Raw genomic sequence first — 20,006 nt, forward strand, 5'->3', positions numbered from 1 at the left:
TATTAAGACTGACAAAAAACAAGTATATGAAGAAAACGCTTTGTGCATTCCTCTTGACAGGATGCACCATGACCATACAGGCACAAGGACTGACCGACACACGCAACAGCCAGCAAACCCATGCCCATAATTTGCCTATTGGTGCTACCCGATGGACAGGAGGTTTTTGGGGAGACCGTTTCAATGTTTTTGCATCAACCGGTATTTGGAACATGTGGAACACTTGGAACAACCCCGATCTTTCTCACGGCTTTCGAAATTTTGAAGTGGCAGCAGGAACCGTCAAAGGAGTACACCATGGACCGCCATTCCACGATGGCGACATGTATAAATGGCTGGAAGCTTGCGCTGCTGTCTATGCTGTGACCAAGGATAAAAAGCTCGACGAACTGATGGATCAGTTTATCCAACAGGTAGCTTTGGCACAGCGCAACGATGGCTACATCCACACACCAGTAGTTATCTCAGAACGTAATGCCGGCATCGACTCACATGCTGGCGACCATACCAATATCGGCATTGAAATAGGCAACGACCATAAAAAGGCCTTTGCCTCAAGGCTGAATTTCGAAACCTACAACCTTGGACATCTGATGACAGCAGGTATCATACACTGGAGAGCAACGGGAAAGAAGACACTTTTCAACTGCGCACAGAAAGCAGCCGACTTCCTTTACGACTTTCTTACCAACGATGCCGCCGAACTATCGCGCAACGCCATCTGTCCGTCACACTATATGGGTGCCGCAGAAATGTATCGTGCCACTGGCAATCCAAAGTATCTGCAACTCGCCAAAGGGCTTATTGCCATACGCGATTCGGTAAAAAACGGAGAAGACCACAACCAAGATCGCATACCTTTCCGTCAACAATATGAAGCCATGGGACATGCCGTACGTGCCAATTATCTCTATGCAGGTGTGGCAGACCTCTATGCCGAGACCGGAGAGGCACAGTTGATGAAGAACCTGACAGCGATCTGGGATGACATTATCCAGCATAAAATCTATATCATGGGAGGATGCGGAGCGCTCTACGATGGAGTATCGCCCGATGGCACAACCTACGATCAGCCCAGCATCCAACAGATACACCAGGCTTATGGTCGTCAGTTTCAGCTGCCCAATGAGGCTGCCCACAACGAAATATGTGCCCAGATTGGACAACTGCTTTTCTCTTGGCGTATGTTTGAAAGCACTGCCGATGCCAAATATATAGATAATGTGGAGAACGAGCTCTACAATGGTATTCTCAGTGGCATATCGCTCGACGGCAAGCGTTTCTTCTATACCGAAGCACTGCGTCGCACCGCCTCATTCCCCTACACCATGCGCTGGCCCAAAGAGCGACAGGAATACATATCATGTTTCTGTTGTCCGCCCAACACCCTGCGCACACTATGCGAAGCTCAGGAATATGCTTATGCTGTAAAAGGCGATACACTTTATGTCAATCTCTTTGGCGAAAATCGTCTGAAAACCGACCGTATCGACATCGAACAGCATACAGCTTATCCCTACAACGGACAGATAGACCTCCATATCCATCAGGCTAAAGGCATCCACACATTGATGGTACGCATGCCGTCATGGGCAAAGTCTGCCACGATAAACGGTCAACAGGCTACAGCCAACAGCTACACGGCGGTAGCTATAGACCAAAAGAAATCACAGACTGTCAGCATCAATATTCCATTGCGCCCACGCTTGATGGAAAGCAATCCGTTGGTTGAAGAAAATAAAAACCAAGTAGCCATCATGTATGGTCCATTGGTATATTGTTTGGAAAGCAACGATATTGAGGGTGGACATCACATCAACGACATCATCATTCCCGCTGACATCCTACTGACTCCCGTCAAGATGACCATCGACGGTCATGAAGTGACAGCCTTGGAAGGAGAGGCTTTGTTGCGCCAAGGCGAAGCATGGAACAACAAAACCCTTTACCGAGAAATCACACAACCAGACACAAAGACTGCCAAGATCCGTCTGATTCCATATTATGCATGGGACAACAGAGGCAAAACAGATATGAGTATCTGGTTGCCGCTGGACCGTACAGCACCTGTCAACCGCCAACAAACAGCCCATATCGCAGTAGGCCAAAACGAGTCGTTGACAGATGCCATCAGACAAGCCAGAGAGATGCATCGGTTGGGACAAGCCTCCAATGTCACACTGCAGTTGGCTGATAGTGCCACCTATTATATTGACCAACCCATCACCCTGCGACCAGAAGACAGCCATCTGACCATCACTGGAAAAGGAGCTACCATCAGTGGAGGTCTCAACCTGTCCGTATGGAAACGGGAAGGGAAACTACTTGTGGCAGATGTTCCCGAAGTGAACGGTCGCCCCATCGATTTCCGACAGTTGTGGACCAACGGCAAGAAAGCTGTTCGTGCACGCGATGTGGCAGACTTTGAGCAGATGAACCGCATCATGACCTACGACAAGAAACGTCAAGAGTTGTGGATTCCGCGACAGGCAGCACAACGCATAGCCAAGGCGTCACATGCAGAAATGGTGCTTCATGAAATGTGGTGCACCTCAAATCTCCGCATCAAATCCATACGCTATGAGGGCGATTCTGCAGCAATCACCTTTCACCAACCCGAAGCACGCTTGCAGTTTGAGCACCCCTGGCCTTCGCCCATGACACCCGACACCAAACATCCATCGCCTTTCTATCTGACCAATGCCAAAGAACTCATTGACCAGCCCGGTGAATGGTATCACGACATACAGACCCACAAACTCTACTACATGCCCCGACAGGGCGAGACAGCCTCGTCACTGAAAGCCACCATTCCCCTTTTGGAAACATTGTTTCGTGTGGTTGGCACTGCCGAACATCCAGTGGAAAACATCACAATCCAGGGTATCAACTTCTCACATACCACATGGTTGCGTCCGTCAACACAAGGTCATGTGCCCTTGCAGGCAGGAATGTATCTGACTGAAGCCTACAAACTGCGACCGCAGATTGACCGTCCCAACAACCACAAGCTCGACAACCAAGGATGGTTGGGACGTGCAGCCGCTGCTGTAGAAATCTATCACGGCGATGATATTAGTTTTAGCGACTGCCGCTTTGAGCATCTGGGAGGTTCTGGTCTCGACTATCAAATCGGCTGTCAGGGCGGTCGTGTCAGTCAATGTGTATTTACCGATATTGCCATGAACGGTTTGGTCTGCGGTTCGTTCTCACCTGAAGGACTGGAGACCCACCGGCCCTACAAGCCAATGGACCAACGAGAAGTATGTAGCATGCAAACGGTAGCGCAGTCAGAATTCTATGATGTGACCAATGAAGACTGGGGCTGTGTGGCTATTGCCGCCGGATATGTCAACGGAATGAATATCGAACACAACACCATCCACGACATCTCATACACCGGTATCTCGCTGGGATGGGGATGGAATCGCAACCGCACCTGCATGGGCAACAACCGAGTGAAAGGCAATCTCATCTATAATTATGCCCAACACATGTACGACTGTGCAGGCATCTATACCCTGGGCAACCAACCAGGCACTATCATTGAAGAGAATGTAGTGCGCGACATTGCACGCCCTTCCTACGTACACGACCCTGCCCACTGGTTCTATCTCTATACCGATGAAGGATCAAGCCATATCACCCTGCGCAACAACTGGACACCAGAAGAGAAATATCTGAAGAATGCCTGTGGACCGGGCAACACATGGGAGAACAACGGTCCATCAGTAAGCGAATCCATCAAACTGTCTGCAGGACGTGCCAAAAACTAATAGTAAATCCAATAACAAACACTTATAACACTTCGAAACAATGAACAAGAAAAACAGTTTAAAGAGTACTATCGCTGTATCACTGACCAACTATCTCGATGCGGGAGCCATTGTGGCTGGAGCCGCAGGACTGACACTCTGGAAAGACTATTTGCAACTGACCGAAGGTCATCTCGGATGGCTCAATGCCATCAGTGCCAACTGTCTGGGAGCAGCCATTGGTGCCATTATCGGCGGTGTACTTGCCGATAAATATGGCAGAAAAGTGATATACACCTACAATATGCTGGTATATATGACCGGTGTGTTACTCATTCTCCTGTCCACCAATTTTCCCATGCTGCTGACCGGATTTCTCATCACCGGTGTCAGCGTAGGTGTGGGAGTGCCAGCCTCATGGACCTATATCTCAGAGAGTAGCGAGATAGGCAACAGAGGTCGCAACATCGGCATTTCACAGATGGCATGGGGTGTAGGTCCTACTTTTATCCTGCTGTTTGGAACCCTTTTGGCGCCACCCACAGCAGGTGCAGGAACAGAAGGAATCTGCTTTTATATGGTAGAAGAACTGGCTGCCATGTTTGGTGTAACGGGTAGCGGAGCCGAGCTCAACGTGTATAGCTCACGTATCGTATTCGCCTCATTGTTTCTCGTTGCACTGGTAGCATGGCTTTTGCAGCGCCAGCTCGACGAGTCGGCAGAATGGAAAGCCGCACAGGAACGCGAACAAGAGAAACCTTCAGTGGGTTCGGCATTCTCATTTGCCAGTTTGTTGACCAACCGTGTCAACATAGTGACCATCGCATTCCTTGCTGGCATGTATCTCACTTGGAATCTTGTGGCATCGGTGATGGGATTCTTCCAACCCCATATTTTCGAGACAGCCGGTGGCTTGTCTAATGCCGATGCCAACCTATTGACCGTAGGCCAATGGACGTTGATTATCATCACCACTTTCATCTTCTCCATGCTTGTAGATCGTGTCAATCAGCGCTGGCTGTTCTTCATGGGCGGCATATTTGCTATTGCTGCATGGGGAATGGTTATTACCGTAGGGGTGACAAGCATCTGGGGATTGATTATCTATACCGTATTGTGGGGCATACAGGCTGGTTTCTCTGCACAGGCTTTCTATGCGTTGTGGGCATCAGAATTGTTCCCTGCCAAATACCGTGCCGCAGCACAAGGAGTGATGTTCTTCATCGTTCGTAGCCTGTCGGCAGTATGGGGTCTGTGCTTCGTATATATATATGGTGAACATGGCGAAGGCTTTACCGTAGCTGCCTACTGCATGGTTGCCCTACTTGTCATCTCACTGCTCATAGGTACTATCGGTGCACCTGAGACAAGAGGAAAATCACTTGAACAAATCACACACGAACGCTATGGCGATGACATCTAATCCTATGCCGCACGCTACATGGATATGGTATCCTGGTGATTTTGAAGTGTGGCTCGGCAATCAATTCAATAACCGGCGAACAGAACGGGGGGCTATGTTTCCTCCGTTCTGGAAGCAGGATTCCCATTGGCCCACGGTAGAGTTTTCCACTACTGTAGAGTTGGCAGAGGCAGAAACCATCCACATCAAGGCCGAAGGACTGTTCAACTTCATGCTCGATGGCAAATTGCAGTTTGGCATGCCTGATGAATTTCTGATTCCGGCAGGAGCCCACCGACTGAATTTCAAGGTGTGGAATCAATCTACCCCACCCGCACTCTTCATCAAAGGTATGACCATACACAGCAATTCATCATGGTTGGCTACCTATGAAGATAAGATATGGATTGATGAAAACGGAGTAGCTCACGGTTCTGGAATCTATGTTCCGGCTGCGCAATGGAACTTTGACCGCATGGACACTCCACCGTCTGCCTACCGTCTGCCTACACTACGACAAGAACCTGTAGCACAAGAAAGTATTGGCGAAGGCATGCTCTACGACTTCGGACGGGAAACTTTCGGCTACGTCCGTCTGTCTGGACTGGTCGGTGTGGCACATATATACTATGGTGAGAGTCGTGAGGAAGCACTCGACAAAGACCACTGCGAAACGCTCGACATTGTATCGACCCGTCAAGAACTGGGTAGCAAGGCTTTCCGCTATGTCTATGTGGAAACTGCAGACAATAGTCATTACGACAGTTTATCGATGGACTATGAATATGCGCCGTACGACGAAAGCCACAGCGGTACATTCGCTTGTTCCGACAAACTGCTCAACAAGATATGGGAAGTGGGCGCTTACACGATGGATCTCACCACACGAGAATTTTTCTTGGATGGTATCAAACGCGACCGATGGACATGGTCGGGCGATGCCATACAGTCTTATCTGATGAACTATTATCTGCGTTTCGACACTGAATGTGTGAAGCGCACCATACGTCAGCTACGGGGGAAAGACCCTGTCACAGCACACATCAATACCATTATGGACTACACCTTCTATTGGTTTAAGTCCATTCTCGACTATTACCAATATACGGGCGACCTCACTTTCATCAGCGAGATGTATCCGAAGATGTGCACGCTCATGGACTATGTTTTAGAGCGTACCAATAGCGATGGACTGGTGGAAGGCAAGGCAGACGACTGGATTTTTGTAGATTGGGTGGATTTCCCCATGCACAAACGAGGGGTATTGGCTTTCGAACAGATATTGTTCTACAAGGCTCTGATGACCATGCACACCTGTGCTACCCTACTCCATCAGGCAGACCCCTATCAGCAACTGGCTGAAAATGTGATCTGCAAGACCCGAAAACTCTTATGGAACGATGATCGGCAGGCTTGGGAACATGCCATTGAAGAAGGCGAGATAAACCATCAGATTACGAAGTTTCCCAATATGTTTGCCATTCTCTACGATATTGTAGATGATGCTACGAAGCGCAATATCGTGGACAGCGTGATGGAAAACAATAAAATAGATCCTATCACCACACCCTATATGCGCTTTTACGAACTGGAGGCACTGTGCATGATGGGCAGGCAAACACAGGTTTTACAAGAGATACGCAACTACTGGGGTGGTATGCTTCGAGAAGGTGCCACTTCGTTTTGGGAAAAATACATTCCTTCTGAACAAGGTACAGAACATCTGGCGATGTATGGCCGCCCATACGGTAAGAGTCTGTGCCATGCTTGGGGAGCGTCGCCAGTCTATCTGTTAGGGCGTTATTTTCTCGGCATACAACCCACCCAACCGGGTTATGCAACATGGGAAGCACGCCCCAACTTGGCTGATTTGGAATGGATGGAGGGTCGCGTGCCCACGCCAAATGGCATTATTCATATCCGGATGGAACGCCATTATGTCTGCATCAGAAGTGATGAAGGACGCGGGCGACTATACCTTGGCAACCGATGCTTCGACATCGAACCCAATACGGATTACCACATTCCCATCACATCTGTTTGATAACAGCAAAGCAATCCCACCCATCGGCCATCATACCGAAAGGTGGGATTGACTTATACTTATAGACTACCAAAAATTAAGTTTTCACATAATCTTCGTGTGTTTAAATGATATGAGTTAATTATGACTGCAAAATTAGCAAAAAACGATAGCGAAAGCAAATCTATACATACCCCATAACTACCCTATCAATATTGTTTGGGGCAGCAAATCAATTTATTTTGCTGAGCAAATCAATTTGTTTTCCTCAGCAAATCAATTTGTTTTCCTCAGCAAATCAATTTGATTTGCTCACCCACACACCATCTAAAGCGCACCAACAGCCTTTGTCTCTGCTTGTTACACAGGTTCTGCAACCTATTGGCAAATATCACTTATACTTGTGTCAGACGTTGGATCATACTTTTGTCAAATGTTGGGCAATACCCTTGTCAAACGTTATCAAAAGAAAATTGCTCAGTTTATTTCTGAGCAATATTCTTAATTCTTGATGGCTATATATGAGCATCGCGCATACGCTTACCATTTGGTAGTCGAGTGATCGAATATCTTTTTAAAAATCAAATTTTATGGGTCTCCGCCTGCGCGTTACTGATTTGATTTCAAACAGTCGCTTCAAGACTATTGGTCGGGATTTTCCACATAACCCTGATATTCGGGAGTCAATGACGACATCACCGAATCATAGGCCTGGTGCATCGTGGCTTGAATATTCTGACAACCCTGTCCAATAGGATAAATGGGCTGATGGATAGTGAGTTTGAGCGGATGCCATGTCGCAAAATGACAATCTTTCATGCGAGGCATGACATTGAAAGAACCATTGATAGTCAGCGGAACTACTGGCAACTGGAGTTCATCAGCCAATGCAAATGCACCTTTCTTAAACTTACCCATGTGTCCGGTGAAGCTACGCGCACCTTCAGGGAATACCACAACACTACAATTGCCATGCTGCAAGGTTTCGCGTGCTTTGTCGTAGGTGGCTTTCACATGACTCGGACCGCGCTTATCTACAAAGATTTGGTGAGACTTTCTGCAGGCATAGCCCACAAAAGGAATGCGGCCCAACTGATATTTCATCATCCATTTGAAATTACGACCGAGGAAGCCATAGATGAGGAAAATGTCGAAAGCACCCTGATGGTTGGCAACAAAGACATACGACTGGTTGGGTTCCAGGTGCTCACGTCCCTCTATAGTGACGGGCAACAGGAATATGCGGGCAATGACCTTTGCCCACCAACGACCGGGGTAATAGCCCCAATAGTGACCATTGCCTAACGTGCAACCTACGCCAACAAGAAATGCTGTCCATATAGTCATCAGCACAGTAACGGGAAGTGCTACCAGGATTTGGTATATACGATAAAGGTATTTCATCATTTATAGTGTTTTCTTTAATGTGATTACTACTATTTCGCCTGATATGCCAAGGCGGAAAGGAATGAGTCCGCCAAGTCCTGTGGATACAAACAAGTGGCGACGGCCTTCATGGTAAAGACCTCCCCACTCATCGTATGTGAAGGATACAGGTGACCACCCGAACAGTCGGAGTTGACCGCCATGGGTGTGTCCGCTAAGGGTCAGTTGTGCCCATGATTCGGGCAGTATGCGCGCGCGCCAAGCCGACGGGTCGTGTTCGAGCATAACAACAAATGCACTGCGCTGCAGTCCGGCGAGTGTCTTGCCTACATCACCACGATGGGGCATGCGCTTGGCTACACCCCAATTTTCCATTCCTGCAACGATAAGCGAATCGCTGCCACGACGTATCGTGCGGTGTTCGTTCAGCAACAGTTGCCATCCGGCACGGCGCTCGTATTCGCAGGTCAACCGGCAGTTGGCGGCTTTTGTTGCCGAATCTGCCTTTTGATAAACAGCATAGTCGTGATTGCCCAAAACCGAATAGACACCATCGGGAGCCTTCAGTCGCGAGAGCTGGGCAAGATGTTCGGGGAGTTCGTGTGATTCGATATTTTGCAAATCACCCGTAAACACGATCATGTCGGCTCGTTGATTCATGATACTGTCCACCGCCCGTTGAAGCATGGCTTTGCGCCAACCCGTCATCGTTCCGACATGGGCATCGGAAAACTGCACGATGCGATAGCCATCAAAGGCCTGGGGAAGGTCGGAACAGACTATCGTCACAGGACGTACTGTCAATTGTTGCGAACCAAATGTCCAGCCATAAGCAGTCAAGAGGATGATCACTGCCGCACCGACGACGCCTATCTTGCATCGCCAGCGTCGTGGCAACAGCCAGCGACAGACGCCATAACACAGCAAAGGTGCAATGACGAAACCTATCAGCAGGAATATCCCATTAACGTATAGAACCATCATAGATTAGAACTCAAGAATTTTCTTACTACCTCGACAGGAAGCCCACGCCTTTTGGCATAGTCAGCCAACTGGTCATGACCTATACGGCCTATTGAGAAATAATGTGCTTGGGGCAGGGAAATCATCAGTCCGCTTACACTGGCATGGGGCTTCATCGCCCCACTCTCGGTCAGTCGGATGCCTATCTGCTTGAGGTCTATCATTTCGTCCAACACGAAATTGACACTCGTGTCGGGCAATGACGGATAGCCGATAGCCGGACGAATACCTACAAAACGCTCGGCATGAAGTTCGTCTATCGACAATTGTTCGTCGGGAGCATAGCCCCAATAGGTGCGTCTTACCGACTCGTGCATCTTCTCGGCAGCAGCCTCAGCCAATCGGTCAGCCAACAACTGCACCATCATTTTCATATAAGGATCGGTATCGAAATCACGCTCTAAACCATGGTCAACACTGGTGGCAAAGACACCAATACGGTCTTTCACCCCAGACGAAGACGGACGGATAAAATCGGAAAGACACAGACAATCGCCCGTCTGCTGTCGCAATAATGGGATACGATGACCTCCTGCCATGATGTCGTCGCCATCGGCATTGGCTTCCAACAGTTCAAAGAGCGCATAGACCTGATACTTTCCGTTGAGTTCTGCCAACACGGCTTCGGCATCCTTGCGTTGCCGCTGTTGAGCCTCAGCATCGCGCAACTGCCATGCATAATAGAAATAAATCCAATTGATGTATGGCACCAACTCACTTATCTCGTAGGTCAGCTTCATCGGAATGCAATCTCTTCTCCTATATAATCTGTATCAACCTTACCGTTGGCATACACCGTATGACCATTGCACAGGGTGCGTTCCACCTGCCAGAGATAGGTGTGTCCTTCCATGGGACTCCATCCACACTTGCTCTGTATGCAGTCGCGAGTCACCGTCCAGGCATGATCGGGACGTACCAATACCATATCGGCATGATAGCCCGGACGCAGAAATCCACGTTGACGAACGCTGAAAAGGCGCGCAGGCTGATGACACATCAACTCCACCAGCCGGTCGATGGTGAGTATGCCTTGATTGACAAGTTCGAGCATGGTGACCAATGAGAACTGTATCATCGGCATTCCACTGGCAGCCCGTTTGCATCCGCCTTCTTTCTGACTCAACAGATGGGGCGCATGGTCTGTACCTATAACACTGATGCGACCATCGGTCAATGCCTGTTGTAAGGCATGGCGATCGCCAACGGTTTTGATGGCTGGGTTGCACTTAATACGGGTACCAAGGGCATTGTAGTCGCGGTCACAGAAGTAAAGATGTGCCACAGTAGCCTCTGCGGTGATATGTGGATAAGCTACAGGATCGATAAGAGTCAGTTCCTTGGCTGTAGTAAGGTGTGCCACATGGAAATGAGTATCATACTTGCGAGCCAGTTCTACAGCGAGACGGGTACTCTCGTAGCACGCTTCTTCACTGCGTATCTCTGGATGATGCGTCACTTTGGGGTCAGGCCCATAAAGGCGCTGAGCCTCCGCCATGTTACGGTCAATGATTTGCGTATCTTCACAATGTGCCATCAACGGCAACGGTGACTCTGCAAAAATGCGCTCCAAGGCCGCTCGCTTATCTACCAACATATTACCGGTAGAAGAACCCATGAAGAGTTTGATACCCGGTATGCGGTGGATATCGAGCGAACTGAAAGTATCTACATTGTCGTTGGTAGCACCATAGAAGAAGCTGTAATTGACATGGCTTTCTTTACTGGCGCGTGCAAACTTATCGGCAAGAGCCTCAGGTGTGGTGGTCTGCGGAACAGTGTTAGGCATGTCGAAAAACGAAGTAACACCTCCGGCTGCAGCGGCACGGCTCTCGCTGTCGATATCTGCCTTGTCGGTCAGTCCGGGTTCACGAAAATGCACATGGTCGTCAATGACACCTGGTAATACGTAGCATCCCGAAGCATCGATACACTCGTCATACGATGCTTCGGGATGATGGTCTGTCACTTCAAGGATGCGCCCGTCGCTGATGATGATATCAGCATCAAATACGCGTCCTTCATTAACAATGGTTCCTCCTGATATGATTGTTTTCATACTGTTACTTTTGTGGCACAGTAGTCAGCCGTGCTGACGGTTGCTGCGATGCAGGAGGGGCTGGAGGAGTTGGCGCTTCTTCCAGTCCATTCATGCGCTGCTCGTTTTCCTGTGCGGTCTTATAGTAGTTCTTGACATAAGGATCTTCCTTGAAAACCTTTGTGGCTTTCGACATCAAGTCTTCAATCTGCGGGGTAAGGATAGGATAACGATACTGGCTGGTAATCATCATAAACACACCAGGACCCAGCACATTATCAAAGTTAGCCTCTATGAATTTGGTGACAAGACGGTCTTCGTCGCTGGCTATCTTGGCGGCTTCTAACGATAGTTGCTCATTGATCGCTGCCTCGTCTATGCCGTCAAGCAACATCTGACTCTGCTTGTGCGAGAGCTCGTTCATCTGGTTTGACAAGCGGTTGTGTTCTTCTATAAACACATAAAGTGAATCGTTGAGCGGAGTGCCACTTACGATCTGGCGACCAGCCTCAATCTTCACTACGATGTCGCCCTTCTCCAGTACGATGGGCATCACACTCTCATCGTCCATATACAGACTGGCCATGCGAATACTGTCGAGTGTACCCGAGAAGTGAAATTCACCATGTACCACCTCACACGAGTCGAGATTTTTCAGTTGATTGTTCTTGATAGCTTTCAGATAAAGTTTACTGCCATCAAGGGCGGTAATCGACGATGAACCTTCCACATTATACGATCCGACACACGAAGTAAGTGCGGCCGCAAGAGCAAGAGTATATAGAATTTTCTTCATAGACAATTTCGTTTGTTGCTACAAAAGTACTACGATGGTATGAAAACACGGAATATTTTTGCGCAATTTAATATATTTGTGCAAATATTTAGAGTTTTTTTGCCTCTTTTTCCAGTTCGTGAGCTATTCTATGGGTTGTATAGAGTTGCAGTATGGCACCCAAAAGTACCAAAACAATCCAGTTGTTGTGCACATATTGCAAATAGACCAGGAAATCGAGACCGAGGAAATTGGAATTATTTGCCAACATCATCAAGCCTGCCAACAAAAACAGCACATCGCTGATGAGCATGATGCGGCGAAGACGGCGCACAGTGATATTGGTTCCGTCATAACGCTGCTGCATCTGCATCGCAGCATACAAAAGTGCACCGGGGGCAAAGGCATAAGCCGCCCACGGCTGCAAAAAAAGGCTGGCGCCAGCGCCAACCACCATCAGCATACCACCTGCTAAAAGGAGGTAGCTCTCTATCTTATTCAGTTGTCTCATTATTACTATTAAATGGTGTTTGCGTCCGCGGATCGTCACTCAACACAAAGATATCCTCATCGTCAGCCTTCATAAAATAGCGTTCACGGGCTATCTTTCTCATTGCATTAGGGTCACTGTCCAACAGGCGTATCTGCATCTGGTCATTATTATATCGGTCAGTATATTCTTTGATTTCGTCTTTCAGTTCAACGATACGGCGTTTATTGCGGTGAACATTCCACAAACTATTCTCGCCGACGACGCCCAGCAATAGTATTGCGACTATCGTTACGATGCCGTATTTCAACCACTTACGGTGGTACAAACTGATCATTATCTCTTTCAGATGCTTCATCGGGAGGCAAAGTTACGAAAAAAAGTTGTAACTGATTACAGATTTTAGAAGATTAACGTATTTCCACATGAAATCTACTACAAAACTATTCCACTGTGCTGCTCGATATAAGTGTTGGCGTCCCCCCTGTGGAGATTATGGAGAAGGAGTAGAGGGGAATGGAAAGGCATAGGCATGGCTTACACCATTTGTCACATGTCAGATATGCTAAGTTATATTTGGCTGGTTCGCAGATTTTCGCTGTCTTTACCCCAAATGATAGAATATATGAAGAAACTACTATGTATTATTGCGTTGGCATTGGATGTCCTGATCCGCTTGGCTGGTATAGAGACAAACCTGAAGACAAACGCTTTTATGCGACTTGTTGTATTGAGTCCGAACCTCTTTACGTCAAAGTCTTTGGATAATGGTCTTGTAGAAGTTACGTCTATGACCTCTTGACATGTTGGGGGTGATGCCATGGACCAGTCCCCGTGACACCTTAATCAATTATTTATATACTTTTTCTGTGTCTTCTACAACCAGGAAATATCACACAATTATTCTTGAATTTACGGATTGCACAGTTCAAGAGCTTTAGACAACGCATTTTCCCTTGGGACGCAATAGTCTGGTATTGTACCATGGATATGATTCTCATCGGCATTATACTGCCAGAATTTCTTAAGTGAAACTGATGCTATTAATCCCGAGTTTGGCATCTCGTAATATATAACATCCCCAAATGACACATTGACTCCACCAGTTTCCTCGCCTACAACTTTGCCCATGCCAAATTCTTTGAAAGTCCATGAAAAAGAACTAGCTGAGGAGAATGTGTGATTGCTGATTAACAGTATGATGTTTCCTCTGTAGTGCTCTTCATCATGGTCCTTTGGTTGTACGAAGTCTTCTATACCAATTTCGCCATAATACCATCCAATATCCATTTTATTACGCATTAATTCTTGAGTGAACGGTGTTACTCTAGCAAGATACTTTTGAAATTGACAGAATGGCTTATCTGAGATGTAACTAAGGAGAATGTCTCCAACTCGAGAATCACCGCCACCATTCTCACGCACATCTATTATTAGGTTCTTGATATTATTCTGCCTTAATGTGGTAAACATAGAATCAGCAAACATTTCCATATTGTTTGGATTTACAAAGGATTTAAAATCCATAATGGCCATATTCTTTTCTGGAACAAGTTTAAAACTATATGGTTCACCATTCAATTTGGAAACAGTCGGTTGAGTCTTTTTCTTCCATTCAACTAATTCCTTGGACGAACAAGGTTTGAGTACTATTCTTGACACTTTAGTTTTACCTGGTTCAATATATTCGATATCGTATAAATCTGAAGAATAGAGAATCAGAAAGAATTGAGAGAAGTTTTCATGAATTTTGTTCATTTTATATACTTCAGTCTCGCCACTTTGATAATACAGCATCTTTTTGAACATGTCTTCAATCGCAACGTGATTAATTCTAACAATCTCCGATCCAGCAGATATCTTATTACCGACAGAAAATACAACTTTTACTTTATTGTCGTTAGTCACAGCCATATTTACAGGAATTCTTGGCGTATTTTCATTCAGCACGTCATTAAATGGAAAGAACAGAGAGGTGTGACCATCTCCAATTCTAGCTATTAATGGTTGCAACTTAACATACATTTCCCATACGGATATGGAATCAGGCAAGGTTTGTTTTATTTCGCTGACCATTTTCATAAATTCGTCTTGCTTGCAAACTGCAAACATGTTGGGATGTATCTCGCTTACGGCAAAAACTAAAGAATCAATATCTGATACAGCTTGCTCTTTGCATAGCATAACATTGCCCTGTGAGTTAACTTTTAGGACAACAATTAATAACAACGCTAATGTGTAAATTCTTAACTTCATATTAAATCGGTATTTTTAATCTGCAAAGTTACTAAAAGTAACTCAGCTTTGAGCATTTTTAATGCTTCATCGCCTCAAATTATGGTATAATAGTTGACAGATGGAGAATAATAGAAAACGGCAATAAGCCAGAATTGTCAGTTTTAGACTAGCTTTTGCTGTATTTACTTCGCTACAAACTCTTCTTTTCGCTTACGCAGTTCTGTTGGCGAATATCCAGTATGCTGCTTCACATACTTACCGAAAAACGATAGGCTCGGGAAGTCCATCTTTGCAGAAATCTCCTTGACCGAAAGGTTTGTCGTGAACAAATATCGACTGACATCCTTCATTACATACTCATTGATCCAATGAAACGGAGTCTTACCGCTTACTTTCTTTACCACAGCGCACAGATACTTTGAAGAGACACAAAGCCTGTCTGCGTAGTACTCAACATTCCTTGCCTTTATCGGACTCTGGGAAAGTATCTCTATGAAACCCTTGTACAAGCGTTGGGCAGAAGTATTCGGTTCCGAATTGACACCAGAGCAATCTCCTATATTCTCGCCACCAAGAGTAATACAAGTCATACCAGGATCCACGAACCCCAGCAAATCATAGAGGATAGCTGAAAAAATCTTGTATAACACCAGTCTATGGTATGGACGAGACCCCTTCTGCAACGTGAGCAATAATTGATGGTTATAGTTTGTGTAGCGTTCAAAATCTATTTCGTCCAGCTTCATGACTGGATGCTCGGAGAATTGATGCATCCTTTTCAATACATCAAAGTTAACATCTATTAGATTACGAATTAACTCGTATTTCGCTATCACAGCAGTTCCTCGGAAATCCTGCGAATACATGATATTGCTTATATTCGAGTCTCGAGTAACAACCAACACTTCCTTTGCTGATAATCGAACTCCTTTGCCGTCAATGTCCAACTGCATCATCCCATTGATACCGCCGATGATTATTATCCCAACGCTATCGATTAAGAGTTCGCTCGGGAGTTTGCTGACATTGTCTGATAGGAGTAGATACCCATCGTCAAAGAGAATAGAATTTGATTCTGCATTCCCTGCTGTCAAGTTCATTTTGTTCATGGTCATAAGAATTTGGCTGCAAAGTTACTGAATTTTTCTCAATTCGGTGTCCTATTAGTAATAATCGCTATGCTATTTAACACTGTTTTGCAACAAATCAATGAATATAGAGTAATAGAACTTATATTTGGCACTGATTGTAGTAGCTTAGGAAACATTGAAGTAAAACACCTCCAAGATTTATGAAGGGTATAGCAATTCGTTCCCCCCTCTGTTCTTCCTTTGACTGACTTTACATTTCGTTGCTTAATCCTAAGGTGGTGTTTTGAAACCACACCCTTGTTAAACTGGTTCGACAAAATGCCGTAGCAGATGTTTCCATTACGCAACACCTCTGCATATTCACTACCAATATCTTAATTTACAGGAACTCGATTCTAATTATGATTAAAGAACATCAGGTTGTATTACATATCCGTATTGATGCCTCCTAATATTAACTATAAGCCACAACGATTTCTAGCAATCCATAAAATAACAGCTTTTTTGCCTAAAAATTTATAAAATTGATGGTGTTTCTTTTTTATTTGAAGAAAAACCTGTATCTTTGCACTTGAAAAATAAGCAAAATTTCAAAGGTATGACACAAAAAGAAGAACATATTGCAGAATCAGGTAGTTTGAAGGATCGTATATTGGCGATGCCTGATGATAGCGTTTTGTTTCGCTCTGACTTCCCTGAATACCACTCTGAATTTGTTGGGAGTGTTCTTGCTGAACTGACAAATGAAGGAGTCTTGGTAAAATTGGCTCAGGGTATTTATTCCAAACCCAGAAAGAGCAAATTTGGAGTTGTTCTTCCTTCGGTAGATAAAATCGTTCACGCGATTGCAGTTCGTGACAAAGCACAGATTCTTCCATCTGGTATGACAGCACTTAATGCATTGGGATTATCAACTCAGGTTCCAATGAATTATACTTATCTCACATCCGGGAGTGAACGCACTGTAAATCTATCTTCTCGAAAGATTTATCTGAAACGTGGTGTGCCAAAGAATTTCTGTTATAGAACGAAACTCATAGGTTTGATGGTACAAGCCTTACGAACATTGAAACAAGAAAATGTAGGTGAAGCAGAACTCCAAACCATCCGCACTCTGATTTCTAAGGAACCGGAAAGGGAAGCCTTAATGACAGATGTCGGCATGATGCCAGCATGGATGAAAAGAATGATTAAACCAATGATTAATGATTAAACGACTAGGATATTATGAATAAATTGTGGATAAACAATGACCTGATTGACCGTTTGGCAATGCTCCAACAGACAGAAATTGCCCATCCTGGCATTAATCAGGTGGCAATAGAAAAGGACTGGTGGGTTACAGTCACACTCAAAGCACTGTTTCAGACAGAGTGCGCTGACTCTTTGCTATTCAAGGGCGGTACATCTTTGTCTAAGGGATTCAACATAATCGAACGTTTCTCCGAAGACATAGACCTTGCAATCAACCACTCCTTCTTTGGAATAGAAAAGACGAGCAAGAACCAGCGCGAAAAACTCCGCAGACTGTCTCGAACATATATTCATGAGACTCTATCGATGCAACTGGATGAGCAGCTGAAGAAGTTGGGAGTATCAGGCTACAGTATTGAAAATGTTACACATGCATTAGACAAAGATGGAGAAACGCATCCGATTGATTCAGACAAGGATCCTTCAGTAATACTATTGCATTACCCTTCAATTGTAGAAGAGACTATCAGCTACATACCTCCTCGTGTAAAAATAGAGATTAGTTGCCTTTCAATGGATGAACCATCAGCGGAACGTGCCATCTGTTCACTCATCGGAGAAACATTCGAAGGTGAGGACACAGACGCAGATTGTAAAATCCGAACCGTTGTACCAACCCGTACTTTCCTTGAAAAGCTATTCTTGTTGGCTGAGGAGTTTCAGAAGGATAAGCCAAGAAGCGTTCGCATGTCACGTCATCTCTATGACATTGAGAAGTTGATGGACACAGTATATGGCAAGGAAGCATTGGCAGACCGCACTCTATATGATGCTATTGTTGAACACCGCAGAACGTACTATGCTCTTAAGTACGTCAACTACGACCTTCACAATCCTTCTACTATCAACTTCATGATTCCTGACCAAGAACGTGATGCCTGGGTGCAAGATTATGCCGACATGCAGCGTTTCTTCATTTATGGAAAGTCTCTTAAATTTGATGCACTGATGAAGAGAATTGAAGATTTGCAGGAACGTATAAAAGGGCTTTACCATAATAAGCAATAGTCATTAAAATCGAAAAAAAATCAATATTCTAGGCAATGGATAAAGATGAAGTAAGATACACGAAAGGTGATTACAAACGATTGAGCAACCGCATACGTACGAATCCAAAGGAAATTTCTAATGAAGACTATGAAATGTTGCAAGCTTTACGCTTAACTTATAAAGAACCTTTGGCAATAGTATTTGATTCTTTGTACAAAATTGCTCATAAAGTCAACGAGAATAGCATCTGTACATACAGGATTAAACGAATAGAATCGATTATTAGTAAATTAATTCGTTTTAAAGACATGGAAGTGCAACGTGCTTCAGATATTGCTGGATGCAGATGTATAATGCCAACAAACGAAGATGCGATTCGATTGATTGAATTAATAAAAAAGCAAGAACAACATCTGCCTTTTTTTATAAAGGGCGAAAACGATTATATTACAAAGCCCAAAGAAAATGGATACCGTTCTGTACATCTAAACGTACAAATGAAAGATGAATCAAAGAAAGTAATAGAGATTCAGATAAGAAGTTTAGAGCAGCATAACTGGGCAACACTTGTGGAGATTTCCGATGTGCTATTCTCATCGCAATTAAAAGAGTATAACGATAAAGTAAATCCTGAATTGTATAAATTTCATCAAATTCTGGCTAAAAATGATATAGAACTAACCCTAGAAGATAAGAGGCTCTTAGCTGAGATTTCTGGTAAATATCGTTATCTTGAGAAATTGGGAAACGTATTCAATCAAAACAGCATAGATTTGCGTTCTCTCAGAAACAAACTAAAGATGAGCAGAGTCTCATATTTTCTTATATCTACGGGTTCTGATGGAAAACCAGAACTTCAAGCGTTTGAATATTTTGATGAAGCAGAACGAGAGTACTTTAATATGTTTTCAAATAATCCAGATAATAAAAATATTGTTCTGACTCATCTAAATAAGACATCATTCGAGAAACTAAGCATTGCATATTCTAATTACTTTTTGACATACAATGCAACACTATTTCGAATACTAAAAGCTATATCTGATATAACAATTTATGCACACAATCACTATAGATTTATAGAATTTAAAAAGAACTACCGAGCATTCTGGATTATCTCTATAACATGGTTCGGTAAAAAATTGGAAGAAGCTGATATTTTTAATAAAGATGTAAATGTTAGAAAATCCATCAAAAAAAAGAAGGAATGGTTTGTTTCCATAGCATCTAGTCTTCAAATAGTAAATTCTATAATTAACAATATGCAAAAAGGATTCCACTCTAATTTTTTATATATAGTAATGAAGTATTACAAGGGACGAATAGACAAGGAACTAATGACAGACCTTATAAGGGAAAAGGCATAGAATTATTAAATATAAGTATCTAAAGGTTACTTTTTGAACTCGTGGTCTGTAAGTTCAAGATAGAAGTGCAATTTTCAGGTAGAGGTAAAGATAAAATCTAATACCTGAAAACACCGAGGGGTTTGGGGTCGAGCAGCCCCCATGAGAGAACTTACGAGCCAGAATTGAATAATA

15 protein-coding genes and 1 pseudogene are annotated in these 20,006 nt (G+C 44.6%); 6 read left to right on the forward strand and 10 right to left on the reverse strand.

The window, feature by feature from the left end; all coding sequences use genetic code 11:
- Nucleotides 1-26: 26 nt before the first annotated feature.
- Genes CIK93_RS14110 through CIK93_RS12385 form a run of 3 tightly spaced genes read left to right on the forward strand, consistent with a single transcriptional unit; the run spans nt 27 to nt 7,201 of the window.
- Complete coding sequence (locus tag CIK93_RS14110) at nt 27-3,776, forward strand: beta-L-arabinofuranosidase domain-containing protein (RefSeq protein WP_371327172.1); 3,750 nt, start codon at nt 27-29, stop codon at nt 3,774-3,776.
- Nucleotides 3,777-3,816: 40 nt separating this feature from the next.
- On the forward strand, nt 3,817-5,178 hold the full coding sequence (locus tag CIK93_RS12380; RefSeq protein WP_094389635.1) for an MFS transporter: 1,362 nt from the start codon (nt 3,817-3,819) through the stop codon (nt 5,176-5,178).
- Nucleotides 5,162-7,201 (forward strand): amylo-alpha-1,6-glucosidase, encoded by a 2,040-nt coding sequence (locus CIK93_RS12385; RefSeq protein WP_094447528.1) that lies wholly within the window; start codon nt 5,162-5,164, stop codon nt 7,199-7,201. The genes CIK93_RS12380 and CIK93_RS12385 overlap by 17 nt, the downstream gene beginning before the upstream one ends.
- Before the next feature lie 621 nt (nt 7,202-7,822).
- Here CIK93_RS12385 and CIK93_RS12390 read toward each other — a convergent pair.
- The 10 genes and pseudogenes from CIK93_RS12390 to CIK93_RS12430 all read right to left on the reverse strand — a co-directional run bounded on the left by CIK93_RS12390 (nt 7,823) and on the right by CIK93_RS12430 (nt 16,239).
- Entirely contained in the window at nt 7,823-8,584 is a 762-nt protein-coding gene (locus CIK93_RS12390) for a 1-acyl-sn-glycerol-3-phosphate acyltransferase (RefSeq protein WP_094389652.1), read from the reverse strand.
- A 3-nt stretch (nt 8,585-8,587) separates the two neighbouring features.
- Nucleotides 8,588-9,550, reverse strand: coding sequence for a metallophosphoesterase (locus CIK93_RS12395; RefSeq protein ID WP_094447529.1), 963 nt, complete (start codon nt 9,548-9,550; stop codon nt 8,588-8,590).
- A complete protein-coding gene (locus CIK93_RS12400) occupies nt 9,547-10,329 on the reverse strand; it encodes a vitamin B12 dependent-methionine synthase activation domain-containing protein (RefSeq protein ID WP_094447530.1) in 783 nt (260 codons plus the stop codon). Before CIK93_RS12400 ends, CIK93_RS12395 begins: the two co-directional genes overlap by 4 nt.
- Nucleotides 10,326-11,648, reverse strand: a complete 1,323-nt coding sequence (locus tag CIK93_RS12405; RefSeq protein ID WP_094447531.1) for a dihydroorotase — start codon at nt 11,646-11,648, stop codon at nt 10,326-10,328. Before CIK93_RS12405 ends, CIK93_RS12400 begins: the two co-directional genes overlap by 4 nt.
- A 4-nt stretch (nt 11,649-11,652) precedes the next feature.
- Nucleotides 11,653-12,423 carry a DUF4369 domain-containing protein gene (locus tag CIK93_RS12410; protein ID WP_094447532.1) on the reverse strand — a complete coding sequence of 257 codons (771 nt, stop codon included), beginning with the start codon at nt 12,421-12,423 and terminating at the stop codon, nt 11,653-11,655.
- A gap of 88 nt (nt 12,424-12,511) precedes the next feature.
- The gene (locus CIK93_RS12415; protein WP_094436385.1) at nt 12,512-12,913 is read right to left on the reverse strand and encodes a hypothetical protein; all 402 of its coding nucleotides are present in this window, start codon (nt 12,911-12,913) and stop codon (nt 12,512-12,514) included.
- On the reverse strand, nt 12,897-13,250 hold the full coding sequence (locus tag CIK93_RS12420; protein ID WP_254046802.1) for a septum formation initiator family protein: 354 nt from the start codon (nt 13,248-13,250) through the stop codon (nt 12,897-12,899). Before CIK93_RS12420 ends, CIK93_RS12415 begins: the two co-directional genes overlap by 17 nt.
- A 212-nt stretch (nt 13,251-13,462) precedes the next feature.
- Nucleotides 13,463-13,679, reverse strand: a pseudogene (locus tag CIK93_RS13960) (hypothetical protein); the annotation flags it as partial.
- Nucleotides 13,680-13,804: 125 nt separating this feature from the next.
- Nucleotides 13,805-15,148 carry a S41 family peptidase gene (locus CIK93_RS12425; protein ID WP_094447533.1) on the reverse strand — a complete coding sequence of 448 codons (1,344 nt, stop codon included), beginning with the start codon at nt 15,146-15,148 and terminating at the stop codon, nt 13,805-13,807.
- A 164-nt stretch (nt 15,149-15,312) separates the two neighbouring features.
- Nucleotides 15,313-16,239, reverse strand: coding sequence for an AraC family transcriptional regulator (locus tag CIK93_RS12430; protein WP_158215521.1), 927 nt, complete (start codon nt 16,237-16,239; stop codon nt 15,313-15,315).
- 580 nt (nt 16,240-16,819) lie between these two features.
- On the opposite strand from CIK93_RS12430, the gene CIK93_RS12435 reads away from it, so the two are divergent.
- Genes CIK93_RS12435 through CIK93_RS12445 form a run of 3 tightly spaced genes read left to right on the forward strand, consistent with a single transcriptional unit; the run spans nt 16,820 to nt 19,832 of the window.
- Nucleotides 16,820-17,434: a DUF6088 family protein gene (locus CIK93_RS12435; protein ID WP_094447535.1), complete on the forward strand. Its 615-nt coding sequence runs from the start codon at nt 16,820-16,822 to the stop codon at nt 17,432-17,434.
- A 14-nt stretch (nt 17,435-17,448) separates the two neighbouring features.
- A complete protein-coding gene (locus tag CIK93_RS12440) occupies nt 17,449-18,483 on the forward strand; it encodes a nucleotidyl transferase AbiEii/AbiGii toxin family protein (protein ID WP_094447536.1) in 1,035 nt (344 codons plus the stop codon).
- Nucleotides 18,484-18,518: 35 nt separating this feature from the next.
- Complete coding sequence (locus CIK93_RS12445) at nt 18,519-19,832, forward strand: hypothetical protein (protein ID WP_094447537.1); 1,314 nt, start codon at nt 18,519-18,521, stop codon at nt 19,830-19,832.
- Nucleotides 19,833-20,006 lie beyond the last annotated feature (174 nt).

The sequence above is a fragment of the Prevotella sp. P3-92 genome, assembly GCF_002251205.1.
GTDB lineage: Bacteria > Bacteroidota > Bacteroidia > Bacteroidales > Bacteroidaceae > Prevotella.